We start from the raw sequence: 21,631 nt of genomic DNA, 5'->3' as shown, positions 1-21,631 counted from the left end.
TTGGCACGATGCGCATGGATATCGAGTATTTGCAGCAATGGACTGGGCGCACTGAGGAAGTGCGGGACCAGGTCACCTCCACGCCGATTGCGGCGCTCAGCGCCATGCTTGACCACGATGACGCGCCTTCAGCACGTGGCGATGACTTACCGCCGTTGTGGCACTGGCTTTATTTTCTGCCGGTTCATCGCCAGTCGATGGTGGGGGCGGACGGTCATCCGAAACGCGGCGGCTTTCTGCCGCCGGTCGATTTGCCTCGCCGCATGTGGGCGGGCAGTCAACTCGAGTTTCTACGGCCGCTGAAAGCGGGTAGCGCGATCACGCGTCTTTCATGCATCGAGAGTGTTGCGCACAAGCATGGACGTACCGGCGATCTCGTGTTCGTGAAGGTCAAGCACGAGGTCAGCGACGCTGCTGGCCTTGCGATCGTCGAGCGCCAGGATATCGTGTATCGCGATCATGCGGCTGCCAGCGAAAAGCCTGCAGCATTCCAGGCCGCGCCCATCGGCGCTCAATGGGCACGCGAGGTCAATCCCGATCCGGTGCTGCTGTTTCGCTACTCAGCGCTTACGTTGAACGGTCATCGCATTCACTACGATCGGCCCTACGCGATCGGCGCAGAGGGATACGAGGGACTCGTCGTGCATGGCCCGCTGCTCGCCACGCTACTGATGGACTCGCTCGGATCGGAGTTGCCGGGCGCGCGCGTCGGAGCGTTTTCGTTCCGCGCGATCAAACCGGTGGTGGACACTTCGCCTTTCTATGTTTGCGGAAAGCAACACGAATCGGACCAAAGCAAGGTGAGCTTGTGGATCGCCGGCAGCGACGGATCGTTGCGCATGGAAGCCACGGCTGTTCTGATCTGATCGTCGAGCCGGTCCGCTGGCGGGGTCGCCGTAGCCGGACCTGACGCTGAATGGGAGACTTATGCGTTCGTTTCTTTTTGTGCCGGGCAGCAAGCCCGAACGATTCGCCAAGGCACTCGCGGCAGGCGCCGATGCGGTGATCGTGGACCTGGAGGACGCTGTCGCAGATGTGGACAAAACGTCGGCGCGTGCACGTGTTGCCGGTGCGGTACGAACATTTTCGGCATCGGCGGTTCGCGTACTGTTGCGCATCAATGGAGCGGGTACGCAGTGGTTCCAGCAGGACCTCTCACTCGCAGCGTTCGATGGTATCGATGGCGTGGTGTTGCCCAAGGCCGAGAATCCGGCTGCTTTGGCCGCTGTCGCGGCGGCAACGGCGAAACCCATATTGCCGATCATCGAATCTGCCGAGGGCGTCCGGAACGCACTGGACGTGGCGCGCACGCCCGGCGTCGAGCGACTCATATTCGGCTCGGTTGACTTCGAACTCGATCTGGATTGTGACGGTTCATGGGACGCGCTGCTGCTCGCGCGTTCGCGTATTGTGCTGGCCTCCCGCGTAGCGGGCATTCAGTCTCCCGTGGATGGCGTTACCGTGGCAATCGATGACGAACGACAACTCGCGCACGACTCGTCGAAGGCGCGATCGCTGGGCTTTGGCGGGAAGCTATGTATTCATCCGCGCCAGGTTGCAGCGGTCAATGCGGCGTTCAGCCCGAGTGGGAATGAAATTGCCAAGGCGCGGCGAATCGTCGACGCGTATGAGCGGGCAGAAGGCGGGGCGGTGTCCGTAGATGGACGGATGGTGGACTTGCCGGTATTGCTCAAGGCGAGACGCATCGCTGGCTTGTCTGAAAGCGTGCGAGGTTCAGAGGAAGGGTAAGTGGTGTGGCGGGTGAGCGCCGCACCGCCCGCGCCACCACCGCATCATGTGGCGCGGGCGTGACACGGTATCGCTTACACCGGATCCCAGGGCGTGAGCGCCATGGACGGCACGTTCGGGAAGAAGCTCGATTCGAACGCCGGCATGACCTGCTCGGCAATTGCTTCGGGCGTCCAGCCGCCGTCGCGATGCAGCGAGCGGATCATGCGGATCTGGTTGAAGAAGTAGATCTCGTTGGCGCGCACGCCGAAGATCTGACCCGAAACCTTTGCGGCCTGGTCGGACGCAAGGTAGACCGCGAGCGGCGCGATCTTGCGCGATTCCATGCGCTTGAGAATTTCGACGCGTGCTTTTTGCTCAGGCGTCTCCGAGGGGATCGAGGCCGTCATTGCGGTCCATGCCCACGGCGCAATGCAGTTCGAGCGCACGTTGAATTTCGCCATGTCGAGGGCAATCGACTTCGACAGACCGACGACCCCCATTTTGGCGGCGGAGTAGTTGGCCTGTCCGACGTTGCCGATCAGACCCGAGGTGGAGGTCATGTGAACGAAGCTGCCGCCGTTTTGTGCCTTGAAATGCGGAGCCGCCGCGCGTGCCACGAAAAACGACCCGTTCAGATGCACGTCGACTACGGCCTTCCACTCGTCGAGGCTCATGTTGAAGAACATGCGGTCACGCACGATGCCGGCGTTGTTGACCACACAGTCGATGCGGCCGAACGTGTCCAGCGCGGCCTGCACGATCTTCTGCGCGCAATCCCATTCAGCGACGCTATCCGTCGAGGCAAGCGCTTGCCCGCCGGCCTCCTTGATTTCTTCGACGACGCGCTCTGCGGCGAACTGGCCGGATTCGGCGTTGCGACCCAGGTCGTTGACGATGACCTTTGCGCCGTTCGCCGCGAATTGCAACGCAAAATCGCGCCCGATGCCGGCACCCGCACCCGTTACCACTACCACCTTGTCCTTGACGAAATCGCTCACTCTTGTCTCCGTTCGATAGGCGTTGATGTAAAAAAGCTCGCTTCGGTATAATATCAAAACTGAACGGCGTTGCATAATATGAACGCTGGCACGTTGATGCAAAGTGTGACGATTGATCCATTCGAAGACGACCAAATGATAGGAGACGCGAGATGAACCCTACGAAAGACTGGACCGTGCCGGATCATGTTCCGCGAGAACTCGTGGTCGATTTCGACTATATGAATCCGCCAGGCGTGCAAGACGATGTTCATATGGCGTGGAAGACGCTGCACACCGGGCCCGATATCGTCTGGTCCCCGTACCATGGCGGCCACTGGATCGCCACGCGCGGCGAAGACATCGAGGCGATGCAGAAGGACCACACCCATTTTTCGCATCGCAGTGTCAACATCCCGCCGCTCAACGAGACGCAGCTCGTGCCGCTCGAGCTTGACCCGCCCGAACATACCGCGTACCGCAACCTGATTACGCCCGCTTTCCTGCCGCAAGCTATCGCCTCGCTGGAAAGCGACGTGCGCAGCCTCGCAATCGAGCTGATGGAAGAAATCGCTCCACGCGGCGAATGCGAGTTCGTTTCGGAGTTCGCGAAGATCCTGCCGATCGTGATTTTCCTGCGTCTTGCCGATCTTCCGTTGAGCGATCGAGGACAATTGCTCGAATGGGCGGAATGGGCCGTGCGCGGCAACGTCGAGCAGCGCAACGAATCCCAGCACCGGCTGATTGGCTATATCTCGACCTGGGTGGAGAAGCGCAAGGCAGAGGCGGGCGGCGATCTCGTCAGCCTCATTGCCAACGCGCAGATCGACGGCAAGCCGATCAGCCCCGAGCGGATGTTCGGGATGTTTATCGTCGTGCTGTTTGGCGGCCTCGATACCGTCGCGTCGATGATGGGTTTCATCGCGCGCTTTCTGGCGGAGAATCCGGCGCACCGGAGGCAACTGATCGAGAATCCCGATCTGATGGTGTCGTCGGTCGATGAGATGATTCGTCGCTTTGGCGTGGCGAACACCGCGCGGCTCATCACGCAGGACATGGAATACAAGGGCATCCAGTTCAGGAAGGGTGACCAGATTCAATTGCCGAACTCCCTGTTTGGCCTCGACGACCGCAAGTTCAGCGATCCGCTCGCCGTCGACCTGACGCGCAAGCCAGTGCTGCACGCAGCGTTCGGCAACGGCCCGCATCGCTGCCCGGGGTCGTTCCTTGCGCGTACGGAGATCAAGGTTTTCCTCCAGGAGTGGCTCAAACGCATTCCCGATTTTCGCATTCGCGAGGGCGACAAGCCCCGATGCGGCTCGGGCTCCGTCAACGGCATGCTCTATCTGCCGCTCGTCTGGGACGTAGCGCCCTGAAGTATCCCCACCCTCAACGACTCATCGACGATCATGAAAAAGTGGCAATGCATTTTTTGCGGTTTTTACTACGACGAAGCAGCGGGACTTCCCGCGGAGGGCATCGCGCCTGGCACTCGCTGGGAAGACATCCCGGATGACTGGGCATGCCCCGAGTGCGGTGCGACCAAGGCCGACTTCGTGATGTTCGAAGTGGAGGCCTGAGCGCGGGCGCGCGCACGGCGCAAGGCCGTGCGCTTCATCGCTCAGGATCAGGCGCGCTCGAACACGGCGGCAATACCCTGGCCACCGCCGATGCACATGGTCTCGAGCGCATAACGTCCTTTCCGGCGCGTCAACTCGTGCAACAGCGTTGTCATGATGCGCACGCCCGTTGCGCCAATCGGATGGCCCAGCGATATGCCAGAGCCGTTCACGTTGAGCCGGTCGGTATCGTGCCAGTTCCAGCCTTTGAGGACTGCCAGCACCTGACACGCGAATGCTTCGTTTACTTCGACAAGATCCATCTGCTCGAGCGTAAGCCCGATGCGCGTCATCAGCTTCCGCACTGCGGGCACGGGCCCAATGCCCATGCGTGATGGCTCGCATCCGGCTGCGGCCCAGCCGGTCAGCCAGGCCATGGGTTCGAGTCCGAGCGCTTCGAGGCGGTCTTCCGCGACGACGAGGCAAGCGGCAGCGGCATCGTTTTGCTGGCTGGAGTTGCCTGCGGTGACTGTGCCGCCCGGCATCAACGCGCGAAGCTTGCCGAGGCTTTCCATGCTGGCGTCGGCGCGGAATCCTTCATCTTTGGAAAACAGAAGCGGCTGGCCTTTTTTCTGAGGAACGCTGACCGCCACGACCTCTTCGGCCATATGGCCGGACTCCCATGCGGCGGCCGCGCGCTGATGGCTGCGCAGCGCGAACTCGTCGGCGGCCTCGCGGCTGATGCCATAGTCGGTGGCCAGATTTTCCGCGGTCTCGATCATGCCGGAGATAAAGCCGAAGCGCGATTCCGGCTGTGAGCGCTCGCGGCCCCGCGCGAGCCGGTCGTGAAACTGGACGGAGCCCGACCGTGCGCCCCAGCGCATGTCCGTGCTGTAGTACTCGATATTGCTCATGCTTTCCACGCCGCCGGCCAACACCACGTCGGCGGCGCCGGTCTGCACCATCATCGCGGCGGTGACGAGCGCCTGCAGGCCGCCGCCGCAACGTCGGTCAAGCTGCATGCCCGGCACCTCCACGGGCAGGCCCGCCTGCAGCGCAATCCAGCGGCCCACGCAAGGTGTTTCGCTGTTTGCGTACGATTGCGCGAAGACGACGTCGTCGATGCGAGCGGGATCGAGTCCTGCGCGCCGGATCGTTTCATTCGCAACGAGCGCGCCGAGATCTTCGACGCAAACGCCGCGCAGGCTACCGCCAAAGGTGCCGACGGGCGTTCGTACAGGGGAGACAATTGCCGCGCGTTTCATTGGACGTTTCCTTGCAAAGTTTGAAGTTCTGATTCGGGTGCGGTTGCAATCAGCCGACGAGCGTCGCGCTTCTTAAGCGATTGGAAGGCGGGACGCCCGCCATCTGATCGAGAGCGCTGCGATGGTCCGGATGGGCGATTGCCAGCATGCGTTCGCGCCTTTGGCGCAGCGTCAGGCCGCGCAGATCGGCCACGCCGTATTCGGTCACCACGATGGCGGCGTCGCTGCGCGGCGTGCTGACCGGTCCGTTCAACGACGCGACGATGCGGGTCGCGCCCTTGCCCGCTGTGGACGGCAATGCGATGACAGGAACGCCGCCACGCGAGCGCCGCGCGCCGCGCAGGAAATCCAGCGCGCCGCCCACCGCGCCCACATACACGCCACCGGCAATTTCGGCGTTGATCTGGCCACTCAGATCGACCTCGACCGCCGAGTTGATGGCGACGAAGCGGTCGATGCTTGCGAGCACGTTCGGATCGTGCGTGTAGCGGGTCGAACGAAACTGCACGGCGTCGTTTCGATGCGCGAACTCGTGTATGCGGCGACCCCCCATCATCACGCCAGCAATGGTCTTGCCCGTGTCGATGGTCTTGCGCACATTGTTGATCACGCCGCTTTCCATCAGATCGGCGACTTTGTCCCCGATCGTGCCGGAATGGATGCCAAGGTCTCGCCGGTCGCCGAGGCAGGCAAGGATCGCTTCTGGAATCGCGCCGAGGCCGACTTGAATGGTGGCGCCGTCTTCGATCAAACCGGCCGTGTGCCGTGCAATCGCCAGCTCCGTCGGGCTGACGGCGCTGGGCGAACTCTCGGGCAAAGCGCGCGACGTCGGGACAATGAAGTCGAGGTCGTCGTCGCGAAGATATCGCTCGCCGTAAGTCCAGGGTGCCTGTTCGTTGACTTCCGCAATGATGACGCGCGCGCGCTCGAGCGCCGGGATCAGATACTCATGCGCGACGGACAAGCTGTAGCGGCCGTGCGCATCGGGTGGCGCCAACTGCAGTAGCAGGACGTCGATCGATAGCTGACCCGACTCCATCATCTCCGGCAACTGCGAATAATGGCAGGGCAGGATATCAAGCGCGCCAGCCTTGGCCAGTGCGCGGTTGGAGCCGCTCCCGCAGTACGAAACGAAATCGATGCAGTCCGCGTGCTCAGGCCGGCACGTGTCGTAGTTGCCGGCGCCGAGAAAGACCCGGAACGCGCCGATGCTGTGCCGCTGCTGAAGTAGAGTGCGCGTGAGCGCAAGGGGCTCTGCGTTCGATTGGCCCCATGCGACGGTATCGCCGGGGCGGATGATGGACGCGAAATCGACGGCGTCCGCCTCTAGCTGTAAGGGCATGGTGTGGTTTGCGTCAGGTGGCGGGTTGCGCAAGGGCCTGGGCTTCGTCGTGCTGCCCCCGTACTGCGCCTGTCGCGACGAGTTCCGCGATCCGTTCGGCGCTGTAGCCGATGCTCCGCAGCACGAGTTCTGTGTGCTCGCCAAGGTGTGGAACGGCGAGCGGTGGCGACCCAGGCTCCAAACGGAAGTGAATCGGGCTTGCAACGTGGTTGCGTCCGGACGGATCCGTCTGGACCATCCCGCGCTCGTGCGCTTGCGGATGGTCGAGCGCTTCGGCGAACGAGAGCACCGGCGCCACACTGATGTTTCGGCCTTCGAACCAGCAGAGCCATTCATCGAGTGTGCGAGTCAGGAAGATTTGCGTCAGGCACGCCCGGACGCGTATCTGGCCCTCACCGGCTGGGCCGATCGCGTCGGCGACGAGATCCGGACGGCCGAGTGGTGTCAGCAGGTTGGTTGCGAAGCTGTGTTCCCGGCCGCCCAGGCAGAGCCACTTCGAATCGGCGGTCTCATAGGTGTCGAGCAACGCGAGCCCGCTGTCGCCTTCAGTCGGCCCTCGCAATTGGCTGTCCGGCGCGTTGAGCAAGCGGCCGCTCAGATACGGCTGCGAGGTGAGCGCCGCATCGAAAAGCGCCATGTCGATGTAGTCGCCGCGCCCCGTTTCCCGCGCGCGCAGCAGCGCCATCAACACGGCGGACAACGCTGTCAATGAACCGGCCAGCGCGGCGAGCGACGGCCCCGTGGCAATTGGGATCCCCCGGCCATCGCGCGGCAGCGTGCCTGCAAGCGATTGAACTACCGGATCGTGTGCGGGCAATTGAGAGAGCGGGCCGGTTTGGCCGAATGCGGTAATCGCACAATAAACGACTCCCGGGTTCGTCCGGCTGATCGTGTCGTAGTCGATGCCAAGCCGAGCGGCCACGCCCGGCCTCGACGATTCGATCACGACGTCGGCCTCGTTCATCAGCTTGAGCGCGACCTCGCGTGCGTCCGGATGTTTCAGATCGAGCGCGATGCTGCGCTTGCCGCGGTTGATCGCGGCGAAGAACGCGCCGTCGGTGCCGGGTGCGCCGCGGGTGGGGTCGCCGGTGACCGGTTCGATCTTGACGACGTGCGCGCCGTGATCGGCGAGGTTGGCGGCGAGGAACGGACCCGGCATGAATTGCGACAGGTCCACGACGCGAAGGCCGGTCAGTTTCATGCCAGAGCAGCGCCGAAGCCGAGCTGGCGTTGCGCAATCGCGGCGGCTTCCTTCACGATGCGACCGATCAATTCCGCACAGGTCGGCAAGTCGTGAATGAGGCCGGTCACGATACCGGCGGGGAAGGCGCCGCCTTCCACTTCTCCTGTCACGAATGCGTCCATCCAGCGCTGTGCTCCGGTCAGCGCGTAGAGGTCCGAGCGCGTCACGTTGCCGGCGCGCTCGAGTTCGAGCGCGGCGAGACTCACGCTGTTCCTGACCACCCGGCTTGAATCGCCGATCGAGCGGCCAACCAGCACCGTATCGCGCTCGCTCGCTTCCAGCAGCCGTTGCTTGATCGCAGGGTGGACGGGGGACTCCTGCGTGAGCATGAATCGGGTTCCCATGTTGATGCCGTCCGCGCCGAGCGCGAGAGCCGCCATCAGCCCGCGCCCATCGGCAAAGCCGCCGGACGCGAGAATCGGCACCTTCAGCTTGTCGGCGGCGGCGGGAATCAGGATCAGTCCAGGGATGTCGTCTTCGCCAGGGTGCCCCGCGCATTCGAACCCGTCGATGCTGACGGCGTCCGCGCCGAGCGATTCGGCCTTCATCGCGTGGCGAACCGTCACGCACTTGTGCACGACCTTGACGCCCTGCGCCTTGAACTCGGCGATGTATTTCGCCGGATTGCTGCCTGCTGTCTCGACGACCTGGACGCCTTGAGACACGATCGTGCGCACATACGCGTCATAGTCGAGACCGACATTGGCGCCGAGAACGGTCAGGTTGACTCCAAAGGGCTTGTCGGTGAGCGAACGCACCCTGTCGATTTCGCGCGCGAGTGCATCGGCGCTTGCATGGGTGTGTGCGGAGATGAAGCCGAGACCGCCCGCATTGGCCACGGCCGCCGCCAGTTCGGCTCGCGCCACCCAGCGCATGCCGCCTTGAATGAGGGGATATTGAATGCCGAGTAATTCAGTAATGCGATTGACATACGGTTTCATCGCGCGCCTGTAGCCTGGATAGGAAGTATGGGTGCCAGAGAAATGCGCGTGACGCGCGTGACCTGGCGGGCTTTGTTCGCCACGACAGCGTGGCGCTTTTGAGCAATTCAACAATCGCGAAACTGGGGTTTGCGCTTTTCGGCGAAGGCCGCCATGCCTTCCTTTCGATCTTCTGTGGCGAAGGTCGAATACGCCATACGCCGCTCGAACAGGATGCCTTCTGCCAGGCTCGATTCGTAGGCGCGGTTGACGCACTCTTTGGCCATCGCTACGACGGGTTGCGAGTATCGCGCGATCTCGTCGGCCGTTTTCAACGCTTCCTCGACGAGCGTGTCGGCGGGCACGATGCGGCTCACGAGGCCGCATCGTTCGGCTTCAATGGCGTCCATCTCGCGGCCGGTGAGGATCATTTCCATCGCCTTCGATTTGCCGAGCGCGCGCGTAAGGCGCTGCGTGCCGCCGGCGCCGGGAATGGTCGCGAGCGTGATTTCGGGCAGGGCGAAACGGGCGTTGTCGGCGGCAAGAATGAAGTCGCACATCATGGCCAGCTCGCAGCCTCCGCCTAACGCAAGACCCGCGACCGCGGCGATGACCGGCTTGCGACAACGCGACGTGCGTTCCCAGTTCGACGTGATGAACTGATTCTTGTACACGTCCATGTACGTCCATTCGTTCATCATCTTGATGTCGGCGCCGGCGGCGAACGCCTTTTCGCTACCGGTCATCACGATGGCGCCGATGGCGGGGTCGGTTTCGAGCTCGTCGAGTGCCGCCGTCAGCTCATCCATCAGCTGGTTGTTCAGTGCGTTGTAGGCTTGCGGACGGTGCAACCTGATCAAGCCGGTTTTTCCGTGCGTTTCGACGACGATCGTCTCGTAGGCCATGGTTCTTCCTTGAACGAATGAGGGTGAACACCTAGGCCCGAATGGGGCCTGCTCGCCGATGATTTGCATGTCTGCGGTGCGCCGCGCGGCAGCGTCGGAGCGTATCGTGCGTTGCCAATTTTATGAACGACGTTTATGATTCTGAATGTGTGACCCCGCTTTGTCAATTGAGCGCGAGGTCAGAATTGCTAACGGAAAACACCGCGAGGAGACACTGCATGACCACTCGTCACGAGGACGGACAGATTCGCGTTGAGCAGCGTGGGAACCTGCTCTTGATGGGCATTGACCGGCCGGAAAAGCGCAATGGTTTCACGCCGAAAATGTTCGGAGAGCTTGCCATGGCTTACACGCAGCTCGAGAAGAGCAGCGATATTTTTTGCGGGCTGGTATACGCCGAAGGCGATCACTTTACGGCAGGGCTCGACATGCCAAAGGTCGCGCCGTTGCGCCGCGAAGGGAAACCGCTGCTTCCTGAAGGCGAGGTCGATCCGTTCAACTTGCGCGCGCCGCTGCGTACCAAGCCGGTCGTCATTGCGCTGAAGGGAATCTGCTTCACGGTCGCGGTCGAATTGATGCTTGCATCGGAAGTGGCTGTTGCGGCCGACAACTGCCGTTTCTCCCAGCTTGAAGTCAAGCGGGGGATCATGGCAGGTTGTGGTGCGACGTTTCGCATGGTGCAGCGAGCCGGCTGGGGCAACGCAATGAAGGTACTGCTTACCGGCGATGAATTCACCGCAGACGAGGCACGGCACATGAACTTCGTGCAGGATGTCGTGCCTGCGGGGCAGGAGTTCGACCGGGCGCTCGCGATCGCCGAGCGAATCGCGGCACAGGCACCGCTAGCCGTGCAGGCCACGATGCAGAACGCGCGCGTTTCGCTGGGACAAGGCTGGCAGGATGCTTACGCGACGATTCAGTCGACCCAGCAGTTTCTCTACAACACTGAAGACGCGAAGGAAGGCGTTCAGTCCTTCATCGAAAAACGTACGGCGAAGTTCGTCGGACGCTGATGCAAGGCTTCCGGCGCAGCCGGTGTGAATTCAAGGGGACCGTTTGCTATGACAAAAGGCGCATTGGCGGGTGTTCGCGTACTCGACCTGAGCCGCATTCTCGCGGGGCCTTGGGGGGCTCAGATGCTGGCGGATTTCGGCGCGGAGGTCATCAAGGTCGAGCGTCCGGGCAAGGGCGACGATTCGCGGCAATTCGGCCCCCCGTTCCTGATGGATCGGGAGGGAAAGGTCACGCGCGAGTCGACGTTTTTTATCAGCGCGAACCGAGGCAAGAAGTCGATCACGTGCGATATCTCCACGGCCGAAGGCCAGGCGCTGATCCGCTCGTTGGCGGCGCACTGCGACGTGTTGATCGAGAACTATAAGGTTGGCGACCTCAAGCGTTACGGGCTCGACTACGACAGCCTAAAGCTGGTCAATCCGCGCCTGATCTACTGTTCGATAACCGGATTCGGTCAGACCGGACCGTATAGCCCGCGCCCCGGCTACGACTCGATTTTCCAGGCGATGGGTGGCCTGATGAGCGTGACCGGAAACGGCGACGACGTGCCGGGCGGCGGCCCAATGAAAACCGGGCCCAGTCTTGCGGACATCCTGTGTGGTCAGTACGCCGCTTCGGCGATCATCGCAGCGCTTTATCATCGCGACGCGGCGCAAGGCGGTACCGGGCAGGGGCAGTACATCGACCTGGCGTTGCTGGACGCGATGATTGCTGCCACATCGCACTATGCAAGCCAGTATCTCGTTTCCGGCCAGATTCCCATTCGGCGCGGTACCGAGGGCAACGGTGGTATGCCGTCCCGCATGTTCCGCTGCGCCGATCGCGACATCATGATCGTGGCGGGCAACAACGAGCAATACGCGCGGATGTGTAACGTTCTGGGGCACCCCGAGCTAGTCAGCGATCCACGATTCAGCGAGATTGCGCTGCGCGTGAAGAATCGTCGCGCGCTGGGCGAAGTGTTCGAGCCGCTGATCCTTCAATGGCAGAGCGATGAACTGCTCGCAGCACTCGACGCCGCCGGGGTGCCGGCCGGACCGATCAACAATCTGGAGCAGGTGTTCGCAGATCCGCATGTGCAGGCACGCGCGATGTGCGTCGAAGTTGCGCACCCGCTCACGGATAAGGCGGTTCGGATGGTCGCCAACCCGGTCAAGATGTCGGGCACGCCTATCGATTCGTACGGGGCGCCGCCGATGCTCGGACAACATACGGACGACGTGCTGCGTGATGTGCTGAGTATGTCGCAGTCGGATATCGATATCCTGCGCGAAAAGAAAATTCTATAGAAAGGGCAAAGCCTGCGACGCGCAACTTGCCTGGACGCGCTTTTCGTTCGACGGTTGAATGATTGCCGCATCCCGTAGCGGCCTCGTCGGTATTTTCGTATCACGCTTATGTAATCAGAGGTTCTTTGATGCACATCGGAATACCCGCGGAAACGCGGGCGCCGGCGCGAGCTATCCCGACGACGCGTACACCGCCGTGGGCGCACACGCTCTCGCGAAGAGTGTGAGAGGAGAAACGCCTGATCGCTCTTCAAGCTTCGTGGTACGCGCCCGGCGGGAAGCTCACTCCTCGGATCGAGGCTCGCGATAATGCAACTGGACGTTTCATATGTTGCACCGTGTTCAAACAGACGCACTAGAGCATTGACTGTCCGCCGTCCACACTGATAGTCTGCCCGGTTATGAAATTAGCGTCGTCACTACATAGAAATGCAACTGTTCGTCCAATATCGCGCTGAGGATCGCCGAAGCGGCCAAGCGCAATTTCAGAGAGATAGCGAGTGCGTTCCTGAGGATTGGCTTCGAGGTAGGCTTCGGCGGCAGGTGTGAGCGCTGCCGGGCAAATGACGTTGACGGTAATGCCGTAGACGCCCCATTCGCGCGCGGCAACACGCGAGAGCCCACGAATGCCCTCCTTGGTTGCGGCGTACGCGCCGAATCCCTTGAGGCCTTCGATGCCGGTGCGCGAGCCGAAGTTGATGATGGCGCCGCGGCCCTGCGACTTCATCCGCGGCAATGCGGCCTGCATGAAATACAGCGTGCCGTACAAGCCCGATTCGAGCGTGTTGCTCCAGTCATCGTCGGTAACGGACTCGAGCGGTACCCCCGGGCTGCTGCTTTGGGCATTGTTGATGAGTGCGTCCACACGTCCGAATCGCTCGACGGCAAGCTCGACTGTCCGCACGGCGTCGGCACGATTGCGCGTATCGCCGGGCACAACCAGCACTTGCGAACCGAGGGCGCTCAGTTCCTCAGCAGCCCGCGCGAGTTTGGCCTCCGTGCGACCAGTGAGGACCAGACTCGCCCTCTCGGTGGCAAGCGCCAGGGCGATGCCGAGTCCAACGCCTTGGCCGCCTCCGGTCACGATGGCGACCTTTTCTGCCAGTTTTTTCGTGTACATGAGTGAATCCAGAAGTGAAGGTTGATGTTGCTGTTCGACGCGCGAGCGTATTGCGTAAATGGTCTGGAAGATGATGCTTCTGCATTTCAGATTTGCGAACGATGTTCAAATATATATCAAGCTGTGTGAGGGAGCGCCCTGGCGTATTCCCGAATTCGGGTGGTGTAAAAGTGTGCCAAATTTTGATCGATGTAAAACTATGTGAATAGTTCACGTATAATCGATACAGTCAATTCATGGGGAAAATCATGTTGAAAGAGACCTCAGCGCCGGCGGACCGGGACGTCAGCGGGCCGCGCTCGCTGACCCGACTCCTCGGAATTTTCGATGTGCTGGCGAAGTCTCCGGACGGGATGTCGCTAGCAGAACTGAATGTCGCTCTCGAGTCACCGAAGAGCAGCCTGCTCAATCTGCTGCGACCTCTGGTGGCGGAAGGGTACTTGATGCACGACGTAGGCCGCTATCGCCTGGGACCGTCGATCTTCCGGTTGTCGGCAGGCGTGATGGCCGCGTGGAATTTTTCGAAGATACTGCGCCCGTTCCTGGTGGATCTCTCGAAGAGCACCAATGAAACCGTGTATGTCGGTGTCCTTGACGTCGAACACAAAGAGATCACCTATGTCGACGTGATCGAGAGCGAGCAATCGGTGCGCTATTCAATGCACATCGGTTTGCGTCGCCCGCTCTATTGCACGGCTGCGGGCCGCGTGCTGCTCGCCCACGCACCGGACGCTTTCGTTACCGACTACATGAAGACGGTCAAATTGGAGCGCCGCACCCCGCAAACGATCGCAACGAAGAAGGCGTTGCGTGACGAACTCGACCACATCCTCGAAAGCGGCCTGTCGGTGAGTCGCGGTGAACTACTGCCGGATTCGGCCGGCGTGTCGTCGCCGGTCTTCGGACCGAATGGCAATGTCATCGCGGCGATGGCAATTGGTGCGCCGCTCGAACGCTTCGACCGCGAACGTCACCGGCTCGAAGAGAACATGATCAGAGTCGCCCAGCGGGCGTCTGCGTTGGGTCAGGCAGACGAGGAGTGACTCGCCAGTCGGCCGGCGGCGCAGTGAAGCGGGTGCTTCAATGCGCCGCGGTCGCGGTGCGGTCGAAGAAGCGTCGTACCCGCGCGCCACGGATCGGTCGCAACGACCGTCAGTGTGTACGACGCTTCGGCAGCATGAAGGCGACCAGCAGTCCGGCGATCGAACTGCAGGCGATGTAGACGAATACCGAAACATAGCCACTCTCGGCCGGAAACGATGCACCGTCGTGTCCCGCCGTCGCGCTGCGCAGCAGCGCAAATACCGCCTGGGCGCCTACCGCGAAGAAACACGAGAAGAAAACGTAGAGCATGCCCGTTGCCTCGCCTGTCTGATGTGCAGGCGTCGCTTCCACGATCTGGTTGTACAGCGCCGTGCTTGCGAAGGCGAGGCCGAACGAGCACAGCACCGCACCTGGAACGAAGAGCAGCAGGCTGCGATGAAGCACGATCAGCGAGGCCCAGCCCAAGGCCAGTATGAGCATGCCAATCAAGGCAGCGGGCCGGGCCTTGTAGCGGGCCGCAACCCGGCCGCTCCATGGGCTCGCGACCAGCGCGACGATGTTGACGCTGAACATCAGTAATCCGGCCGCCGTCGCGCTCAACCCGAATCCGGCGTGCGTGCCGGCAGGTTGCTGGGCGAGCAGCGAGAAGACCTGTCCTAGTTGCATGGCGCCTGCCGCGAGGAATGCCATGCATGCATTGGCCAACACGACTTCGCGCCTCTTCAGCAGACGCACATTGATGAGCGGATGACGCGCCTCGTGTTGATGGCGTGCCCAGAGTCCGAGCACGATCATCCCGCCAGCGATCAAGCCCCACAGCCGCGGATCGCCGAGCCCCCACGTGCGGATTTGCTGCACGGCGAAGAGGATGGCGCAAAGTGCCGGAGCGAACGCGAGACCTCGAATGTAGTCGATCCGTACGCCGGGATTCGGTGGCGACGGCGGTGCCCACGCGCGTACCGCCGCGACGGCCACGACGCAAAGCGCGACTTTGAACCAGAAGCCGCCCTGCCACGAATAGTGATCCACGACAACGCCCGCGCAGATGTAGATCAGCCCCGCCGACACCATGCCTGCTGCACTGATCAACCCCACCGCGGCAGGCAGCCTGGCGGGTGGCAGATTCTCACGGACCAGCCCGATGGAGAGTGGCGTAATGCCTGCCGCGATCGATTGCATCGCACACCCCGCGACGAGCATGCCGACATCGGTCGCGCATGCGGCCACGACTGCGCCGGCCGCAGCGACCGACATCACCACGAGCAGGATGCGGCGGTAACCCAACAGGTCGCCGAGTCGCCCGCTCACGGCGGCAAAGACGGCCGAGCCGAGCCAGTACGCGGTGACGGTCCAGCTCACGGAGTTCGATGCAGGAAAAGCCTTGTAGAGCGTGACCAGCACGGTGTAGATGACGGTGATGCCGGACGAGGCCGCTACCGCGGCAAGCAGGATCGCCATCGTGAACCCGCGCGGTGGACCCGCCACGGGTTGCGCTCGGTGTGCCGGCTGGGAGAGTACTTCGGCTTGCATAAACGTCTCCGGTTGCGTGTCTTCGTTTCGATTATACTTATATACGAACGGCGTTCGTATTGATGTTTTTGGAGAGTTCGATGCCGACCGCAAGGATCGCGAGGCCACCGCCCGATATCAAATCGATATCGACGTTTTCGAGTTCGATATGAAAGTTTTTTGGTCGATGGCTTGACCCCATACTTCTCTCAAGGGCGCACGTTCTGAAGCGCTCCCCACAATCAGGAGCGAGACCATGCAAACGTATCAAGGGAAGATCTACGACGCCGACACGCACTTCTACGAAGTCGAGGACGCGTTCAACCGTCATTTGCCCGAGAAGTTCAGGAAGGACTGGTCGTTTACCAGCCGTGTCACGGCAGACGGCAACCGCTGCATGTATGTGGGCGACCGGAAGGTGGAAATCAGCGAGGGCTACACATCGGCCGATGGGCACGTTCCGCCGCCGGGCAAGCTGCATGAATGGCTGCGCGCGATGAAGGATGGCAAGGATAACGTCGATATGCGGGTGTCGCCGACGCCGGACATGTTCAACCGCGACGCGCGCCTTAAGAAGATGGACGATTTCGGTGTTGAAGCCTGCACGATGTACATCGGCGAAATGGTCGCGTGTATTTCCTACCTCAACGAGCCCGTTGCGGCAAATGCGGTGTTGCATGCGTATAACCAGTGGATGCTCGACGACTGGGGCTTCAACTACAAAGACCGCATCTACACGACGCCGGTCGTCACGCTCGACGATCTCGATGCGGCTGTCGCCGAGGCCAGGTGGCTGGTTGCGAACGGTGTGCGGGTGATCCTGATGCCGATGGGGCCGTTCAATGGCCGTGCACCTGCGGATCCGTACTTCGATCCGTTCTGGTCGGTCCTCAACGAAGCGGGCGTGCGCGTCACCTTCCATGTGTCGGAAGCGATCTACATGAAGGATCATATGGCGGTGTGGGGCGAGCCCGTGCAGCAGTCGCGCCAGCGTCAGACCGCCTTTGTCTGGATGCACGGTTACGGCGAGCGGCCGGTCATGGAAACGCTGTCGTCGTTCATCTTCTACAACTTCTTCGAGCGTTTCCCGCGGGTCAAGCTGTGCAGCGCCGAAAACGGTGCCGAATGGGTGCCTTCGCTGCTCGTCAAAATGGACAAGTGTCGGGGGATGGCGAAGAATGGCTACTGGCCGTGCGGTCAGCTGAAGAAACGCCCGAGCCAGATCTTCAAGGAAAATGTCTTCGTGGTCGCGTATCCGGAGGACGACATCGCCCAGATCATCGCTCAAACGGGATCGTCGGACTTCCTGTTGATGGGCTCCGACTATCCGCACGCGGAAGGCGTGCCCGAACCGAAGGACTTCGCGTCGGAAGCATGCAATGAGCTCTCGGAAGAAGACACGCGCAAGATCATGTACGACAACGGCCGCCGGTTCATTCCGCTGCACGTGTAATCGGCCTTGCACCGGTCGACGGCGGCAGAAGGTCTGTCGGTCCCGCGCGATTTCTTCATTATGAACAGGTTAGCCATGAATATTTCGGACTATCAGGCGCTATTGCTCGAACGCGAAGGCGGCGTCTTGACCGTTACGCTCAACCGCCCGGAAACGTTGAACGCGTTCGACGAGCAAATGGACATTGAGATGTCACGGCTTTTTCTGGATGTCGCCGAGGACGTTGAGACCCGTGTCGTGGTGTTGACGGGCGCAGGGCGGGCTTTTAGCGCGGGCGGCGATATCGAGCATATGCAGCAGGTCATCGACAACCCCACGCTGTTCCTCGAAGGCATGCAGCGTGCAAAGAAAATTGTCTTCTCGATGCTGGATTGTCCGAAGCCGGTCATCGCCAAGATCAACGGTCATGCAATTGGTCTCGGCGCGACGATCGCGCTGTTCTCGGATCTGAGCTACGCGGCCAATCATGCAAAGATTGGCGATCCGCACGTGAAAGTCGGCTTCGTGGCGGGCGATGGCGGCGCGGTGATCTGGCCGCAGCTCGTGGGCTATGCGAAGGCCAAGGAATACCTGTTGACGGGGGATCTCGTCACCGCGGAAGAGGCGGCACGACTGGGTCTCATCAATCATGCCGTACCGGCCGACCAGCTGGATGCGGTGGTCGACGCGATGGCGAAGCGTCTCGCAAACGGCGCTTCGCGCGCCATCCAGTGGACCAAGGCGTCGATCAACATCGGCCTGAAGCAACTTGCGCATGCCATTCTCGACGCGTCGATTGCATACGAGGCGCTGTCGAACCTGACGGAAGACCATCAAGAGGCGGTCAACGCGTTTCGCGAGAAACGCGAGCCGGTGTTCAAGGGACGTTGAGCTTTTACAGTGTCCGGCGCCAGCGGTACAGGCGGCGCCGGGCGCGGCGAGGGAGAGATGCACATGCAACGGGTAGTGGCGATAACGGGCGGATTCGGCACGCTTGGGCGCACGGTTGGTCGCGTGTTTGCCGAGAACGGCTGGAAGGTCGCGCTGATCGACAAGGCGCTGGAACCGGAGAACGCGAGCGCGGAGCAGCTGCACGCTTCCTGGTGGCGAGGAGGCGTCGAGCTGACTGATCTCGATGCGGCGCGCTCGGCGCTTTCCGCGGTCGTCGAGCAGCTTGGCAGGCTCGATGCGATCGTCAATGTAGCGGGAGGCTTTCGCTGGGAAACGCTGGCGGACGGCAGTCTCGACACCTGGGATCTGATGTACCGGACGAACGTGCGCACGGCGGCGACTGCGTCGAAAGCGGCACTCGACCATATTGCCGACAGCGCGGAGGGCGGACGCATCATCAATATTGGAGCCGGCGCTGCGCTGAAGGCGGGCGCGGGCATGGGAGCGTATGCGGCCTCGAAGTCGGGGGTGATGCGTTTGACTGAGGCGCTGGCCGAAGAACTCAAAGGCCGTTCCATTACCGTCAACGCTATCTTGCCAGGCATCATCGATACGCCACCGAACCGCAAGGATATGCCCGACGCTGACTTTTCCCGCTGGGTACGGCCTGAAGAAATTGCCGAGGTGATTCTCTTTCTCGCGTCTGGCGCCGCGTCGGGGGTGACCGGTGCGTTGATTCCTGTCACCGGGCGTACGTAAAGATCCCGAACCGGAAATAGCAGTTGACGCCGGAGTCAACGGCGCCGACTGCAAATCGCGTTTCAGCTGAGGTGTGCGAGCGAGTCGTTGCTGAACCCGAGGAACGGCTCGCCAAGCCGTACGCGCCGCGCCCAGTTCGGATCATGTAGAAGCGAGCGTCCCACGCCAACAAGATCGAACTCGCCGCGTGAGAAACGATCGAGCAGGGCAGTGAGGTCGGGCTGCGCCGATGTCGCGGCCCCGGCCATTGAATCGTAGTAGCCCTTGTTAATGCCGATCCCACCAACGGTCATCGAAAGCTTGCCGGTTACCTTCTTCACCCAACCGGCGAGATTCATCTCTGAGCCCGCGAATTCCGCCCGGTTGAAATAGCGGGTGCTCGCCTCGAAGATGTCGACGCCAGCATCCGCGAGCGGCGCGAGAATGTGCTCGAGTTCGTGCGGGTCGTTGGCGAGACGCGCGCGGAAATCCTGCTGCTTCCACTGGGAGAAGCGGAACGAGATCGGCATCGTCGCGCCGATCGCTTCGCGGATTGCGCGGACAACTTCGGCGGCAAAGCGGCTGCGCGCCGTGAGATCCTTGCCCCATCGATCCGTGCGTTGATTGGTTTCCGCCCACAAAAAAGCGTCGATCAGATAGCCGTGAGCTCCGTGAATCGCGATGCCGTCGAAGCCGGCGGCCGTCGCATAGCGCGCGCTTCGACCATAGGCTGCAATGACGTCCGCGATCTCGGCATCGGTCATCGGGCGCGTTGGCGGCATGACGCGCTCCATGTAACTTGCGTTGAGCGATGTCGTTCGTCCTTCCGGTCCCCACAGTCCCGATGGGCGCAGTGGCGAGGCGGCCGGGAAGGGGCCCGTATTCGCCTCTTTCATGGGTCCCATATGCCACAACTGAGGAAAGATGATTCCGCCGCTAGCGTGAACTTCGTCCGTCACGCGTCGCCACGCGGCAACTGATTCCTCTCCGGCGAGCATGGGAATCGAATTTTCTCCGAGTCCGGCCTCGCCGAGCGCCGCGGGGTGATCGACGCCGACGCCTTCTGTGATGATCAGGCCTGTCTCGCCCTGCGCACGCCGCTTGTAGTAGGCGGCGACGTCACTACCGGGCAATCCGTTCGGCGAAAAGCCGCGAGTCATGGGTGACATGACGATACGGTTGGCAAGCGTGACCCCGCGCACGGTGAGGGGTGAAAAGAGCGAAGCGGTATCCATGGGCATTCACATATTTGACTTGTGTGCGGATAATGATACGCTATGTTCTATCGATGAAAAAGCAATATTGGCGCCGTCTCGCAGGCGGCGTTGAACAGGAGGATTGCATTGGAGCAAGCAGACTCATTGGCGGTAGACGCGCTCGAAGAGAGCGGCGCAAAGCTCATCCCGGAGGGCTTTGCATTGATGCCGGAGTTCGGTCCCTTCCATCGGATGTTCGGACCTACCTACTTTCGCAAGAGCGAACGCGGACACGTCGTCGGCATGTACGTTCGCGAAGCGCATCGCAACCTTGGCCAGATGATGCACGGGGGCGCTGTTTGCATGCTGGCAGACACCGCCATCACGTGGGCGAGCAAGTATTCGCGTCAACCAGCCGTCAGGGTGTTGACGACGGGCTTGACGGTCAATTTCATGGGGAACGCGGAGCCGGGCGACTGGGTGGAAGCACACGTCGACGTTCTACGTTCGGGAAAGCGGGTGATTTTCTCCGACTGCCGGATCTGGGCGAATGCGAAATGCATCGCCCAGGCGTCGGGGCAATTCCAGGTGATGGGTGAAATTGACAGCTAGTGCGTCGGCGAGACCTGGATGGCCGCACGAACGTTACGGCATTGACCGGGCTCGAACCTTATCCAGTGCCGCACGGTACCTCCACGCGGTTAACAGAAGGCGATGAATCCGCTCAGCCCGGCGTTTCCGTTCGGAACGAGTGGTCTGAACCGCGAGGTGCACTTCGGGCGCGCCTGTGACCAGTGTGAGAAGATCGCGCGCCGCGTTCGAGGGATCGTCGATGGCGATTACGCCGCTGAGCGCGGCGGCTTCCAGAACGCCGGTTAGCGGCTCCAGCATCGTCACCACGAACTGCAGAAACTGCTTTGCGACATCGGGAAAGCGAATCGCCTCGCCAATGACCATGCGTGAAGTGTGCATGCTGTCCGGTATTGCCATGTGTTCGACGAGCGCATCGATAAGGGATGCCAGGTTCGTCGAAAAATCGCGGCCCGGTTCCAGGTGCTCCGAGATCTTGCCCCGCAGATCGGCCATCCCGCGCCAGACGATGGAGCGAAAAAGCTCTTCTTTCGTGCCGAACTGGCGATACACGGTCGTTTTGCTGACGCCAGCCAGCGATGCGATTTCCTCGACCCTGGCGGCGCCGAAACCTTCTCTGATGAACACGGATTTGGCGGCGTCGAGCAGCCGCTCGCGCAACTGAACCGCATCGTCGTGGGTGGGCCGGCCAGCCGTTCGAGGTTTGTCCGCCGCAGCGAGCCGCGAGGCTCCGTTGGGAGCCTGAACTGACATAGGTTTGTACATCGGGGAGTGTTGGATGTCGGAATCAGGACATCAGTATACTCATGAGCCCAAGGGGGCGCCAGTAATGGCGCCCCTGGGATTCGGACCGAGCGCAGCAGGG

At 61.7% G+C, this 21,631-nt stretch carries 21 protein-coding genes; 11 read left to right on the top strand and 10 right to left on the bottom strand.

Features of this window, described 5'->3' with window-relative positions:
* Positions 1–8 precede the first annotated feature (8 nt).
* Complete coding sequence (locus HWY30_RS08855; RefSeq protein ID WP_090810382.1) at positions 9–866, top strand: HTD2 family dehydratase; 858 nt, start codon at positions 9–11, stop codon at positions 864–866.
* 61 nt (positions 867–927) lie between these two features.
* Entirely contained in the window at positions 928–1,749 is an 822-nt protein-coding gene (locus HWY30_RS08850; RefSeq protein ID WP_090808846.1) for an HpcH/HpaI aldolase/citrate lyase family protein, read from the top strand.
* 74 nt (positions 1,750–1,823) lie between these two features.
* On the opposite strand, the gene HWY30_RS08845 is transcribed toward HWY30_RS08850, so the two are convergent.
* Positions 1,824–2,729 carry an SDR family NAD(P)-dependent oxidoreductase gene (locus tag HWY30_RS08845; protein ID WP_090808847.1) on the bottom strand — a complete coding sequence of 302 codons (906 nt, stop codon included), beginning with the start codon at positions 2,727–2,729 and terminating at the stop codon, positions 1,824–1,826.
* Positions 2,730–2,881: 152 nt separating this feature from the next.
* On the opposite strand from HWY30_RS08845, the gene HWY30_RS08840 reads away from it, so the two are divergent.
* Together HWY30_RS08840 and HWY30_RS08835 are read left to right on the top strand one after the other, a co-directional pair.
* A complete protein-coding gene (locus tag HWY30_RS08840) occupies positions 2,882–4,084 on the top strand; it encodes a cytochrome P450 (protein WP_090808849.1) in 1,203 nt (400 codons plus the stop codon).
* Between the two features lie 33 nt (positions 4,085–4,117).
* Positions 4,118–4,288 carry a rubredoxin gene (locus HWY30_RS08835; protein ID WP_090808851.1) on the top strand — a complete coding sequence of 57 codons (171 nt, stop codon included), beginning with the start codon at positions 4,118–4,120 and terminating at the stop codon, positions 4,286–4,288.
* Between the two features lie 47 nt (positions 4,289–4,335).
* Here the strand turns inward: HWY30_RS08835 and HWY30_RS08830 are convergent, their stop codons facing one another.
* The 5 genes from HWY30_RS08830 to HWY30_RS08810 all read right to left on the bottom strand — a co-directional run bounded on the left by HWY30_RS08830 (position 4,336) and on the right by HWY30_RS08810 (position 9,942).
* Positions 4,336–5,532: an acetyl-CoA C-acetyltransferase gene (locus HWY30_RS08830; RefSeq protein WP_090808853.1), complete on the bottom strand. Its 1,197-nt coding sequence runs from the start codon at positions 5,530–5,532 to the stop codon at positions 4,336–4,338.
* Positions 5,533–5,581: 49 nt separating this feature from the next.
* On the bottom strand, positions 5,582–6,874 hold the full coding sequence (locus tag HWY30_RS08825; protein WP_090808855.1) for an acetyl-CoA hydrolase/transferase family protein: 1,293 nt from the start codon (positions 6,872–6,874) through the stop codon (positions 5,582–5,584).
* 13 nt (positions 6,875–6,887) lie between these two features.
* Positions 6,888–8,075 carry a CaiB/BaiF CoA transferase family protein gene (locus tag HWY30_RS08820; protein ID WP_090808857.1) on the bottom strand — a complete coding sequence of 396 codons (1,188 nt, stop codon included), beginning with the start codon at positions 8,073–8,075 and terminating at the stop codon, positions 6,888–6,890.
* Positions 8,072–9,058, bottom strand: coding sequence for an NAD(P)H-dependent flavin oxidoreductase (locus HWY30_RS08815; protein ID WP_090808858.1), 987 nt, complete (start codon positions 9,056–9,058; stop codon positions 8,072–8,074). Before HWY30_RS08815 ends, HWY30_RS08820 begins: the two co-directional genes overlap by 4 nt.
* Before the next feature lie 107 nt (positions 9,059–9,165).
* Positions 9,166–9,942, bottom strand: a complete 777-nt coding sequence (locus HWY30_RS08810; RefSeq protein ID WP_090808859.1) for an enoyl-CoA hydratase — start codon at positions 9,940–9,942, stop codon at positions 9,166–9,168.
* Between the two features lie 218 nt (positions 9,943–10,160).
* Between HWY30_RS08810 and HWY30_RS08805 the strand changes: the two genes are divergently transcribed.
* Both HWY30_RS08805 and HWY30_RS08800 read left to right on the top strand, forming a co-directional pair.
* Entirely contained in the window at positions 10,161–10,955 is a 795-nt protein-coding gene (locus tag HWY30_RS08805) for a crotonase/enoyl-CoA hydratase family protein (RefSeq protein WP_090808860.1), read from the top strand.
* Positions 10,956–11,003: 48 nt separating this feature from the next.
* A complete protein-coding gene (locus tag HWY30_RS08800; protein ID WP_090808861.1) occupies positions 11,004–12,245 on the top strand; it encodes a CaiB/BaiF CoA transferase family protein in 1,242 nt (413 codons plus the stop codon).
* A gap of 355 nt (positions 12,246–12,600) precedes the next feature.
* On the opposite strand, the gene HWY30_RS08795 is transcribed toward HWY30_RS08800, so the two are convergent.
* A complete protein-coding gene (locus HWY30_RS08795; protein WP_090808862.1) occupies positions 12,601–13,365 on the bottom strand; it encodes an SDR family NAD(P)-dependent oxidoreductase in 765 nt (254 codons plus the stop codon).
* Positions 13,366–13,613: 248 nt separating this feature from the next.
* Here HWY30_RS08795 and HWY30_RS08790 point away from each other — a divergent pair, with 248 nt between their 5' ends.
* Positions 13,614–14,408, top strand: a complete 795-nt coding sequence (locus tag HWY30_RS08790) for an IclR family transcriptional regulator (RefSeq protein WP_090810384.1) — start codon at positions 13,614–13,616, stop codon at positions 14,406–14,408.
* A gap of 109 nt (positions 14,409–14,517) precedes the next feature.
* On the opposite strand, the gene HWY30_RS08785 is transcribed toward HWY30_RS08790, so the two are convergent.
* Positions 14,518–15,939 (bottom strand): MFS transporter, encoded by a 1,422-nt coding sequence (locus HWY30_RS08785; protein WP_244144840.1) that lies wholly within the window; start codon positions 15,937–15,939, stop codon positions 14,518–14,520.
* 235 nt (positions 15,940–16,174) lie between these two features.
* Here HWY30_RS08785 and HWY30_RS08780 point away from each other — a divergent pair, with 235 nt between their 5' ends.
* The 3 genes from HWY30_RS08780 to HWY30_RS08770 all read left to right on the top strand — a co-directional run bounded on the left by HWY30_RS08780 (position 16,175) and on the right by HWY30_RS08770 (position 19,000).
* On the top strand, positions 16,175–17,371 hold the full coding sequence (locus tag HWY30_RS08780; RefSeq protein WP_090808866.1) for an amidohydrolase family protein: 1,197 nt from the start codon (positions 16,175–16,177) through the stop codon (positions 17,369–17,371).
* Between the two features lie 75 nt (positions 17,372–17,446).
* Positions 17,447–18,241, top strand: coding sequence for an enoyl-CoA hydratase/isomerase family protein (locus tag HWY30_RS08775; protein ID WP_090808869.1), 795 nt, complete (start codon positions 17,447–17,449; stop codon positions 18,239–18,241).
* Positions 18,242–18,304: 63 nt separating this feature from the next.
* The gene (locus HWY30_RS08770) at positions 18,305–19,000 is read left to right on the top strand and encodes an SDR family NAD(P)-dependent oxidoreductase (RefSeq protein ID WP_090810386.1); all 696 of its coding nucleotides are present in this window, start codon (positions 18,305–18,307) and stop codon (positions 18,998–19,000) included.
* A gap of 62 nt (positions 19,001–19,062) precedes the next feature.
* Here the strand turns inward: HWY30_RS08770 and HWY30_RS08765 are convergent, their stop codons facing one another.
* A complete protein-coding gene (locus tag HWY30_RS08765) occupies positions 19,063–20,214 on the bottom strand; it encodes an NADH:flavin oxidoreductase (protein WP_090808871.1) in 1,152 nt (383 codons plus the stop codon).
* A gap of 108 nt (positions 20,215–20,322) precedes the next feature.
* On the opposite strand from HWY30_RS08765, the gene HWY30_RS08760 reads away from it, so the two are divergent.
* Positions 20,323–20,787: a PaaI family thioesterase gene (locus tag HWY30_RS08760; RefSeq protein WP_090810388.1), complete on the top strand. Its 465-nt coding sequence runs from the start codon at positions 20,323–20,325 to the stop codon at positions 20,785–20,787.
* Between the two features lie 33 nt (positions 20,788–20,820).
* On the opposite strand, the gene HWY30_RS08755 is transcribed toward HWY30_RS08760, so the two are convergent.
* Positions 20,821–21,519: a TetR/AcrR family transcriptional regulator gene (locus HWY30_RS08755; protein ID WP_244144839.1), complete on the bottom strand. Its 699-nt coding sequence runs from the start codon at positions 21,517–21,519 to the stop codon at positions 20,821–20,823.
* Positions 21,520–21,631 lie beyond the last annotated feature (112 nt).

Source organism: Paraburkholderia tuberum STM678, from assembly GCF_902833905.1.
Taxonomy (GTDB): Bacteria; Pseudomonadota; Gammaproteobacteria; order Burkholderiales; family Burkholderiaceae; genus Paraburkholderia; species Paraburkholderia tuberum.
This window is presented reverse-complemented; position numbering and strand designations above follow the sequence as displayed.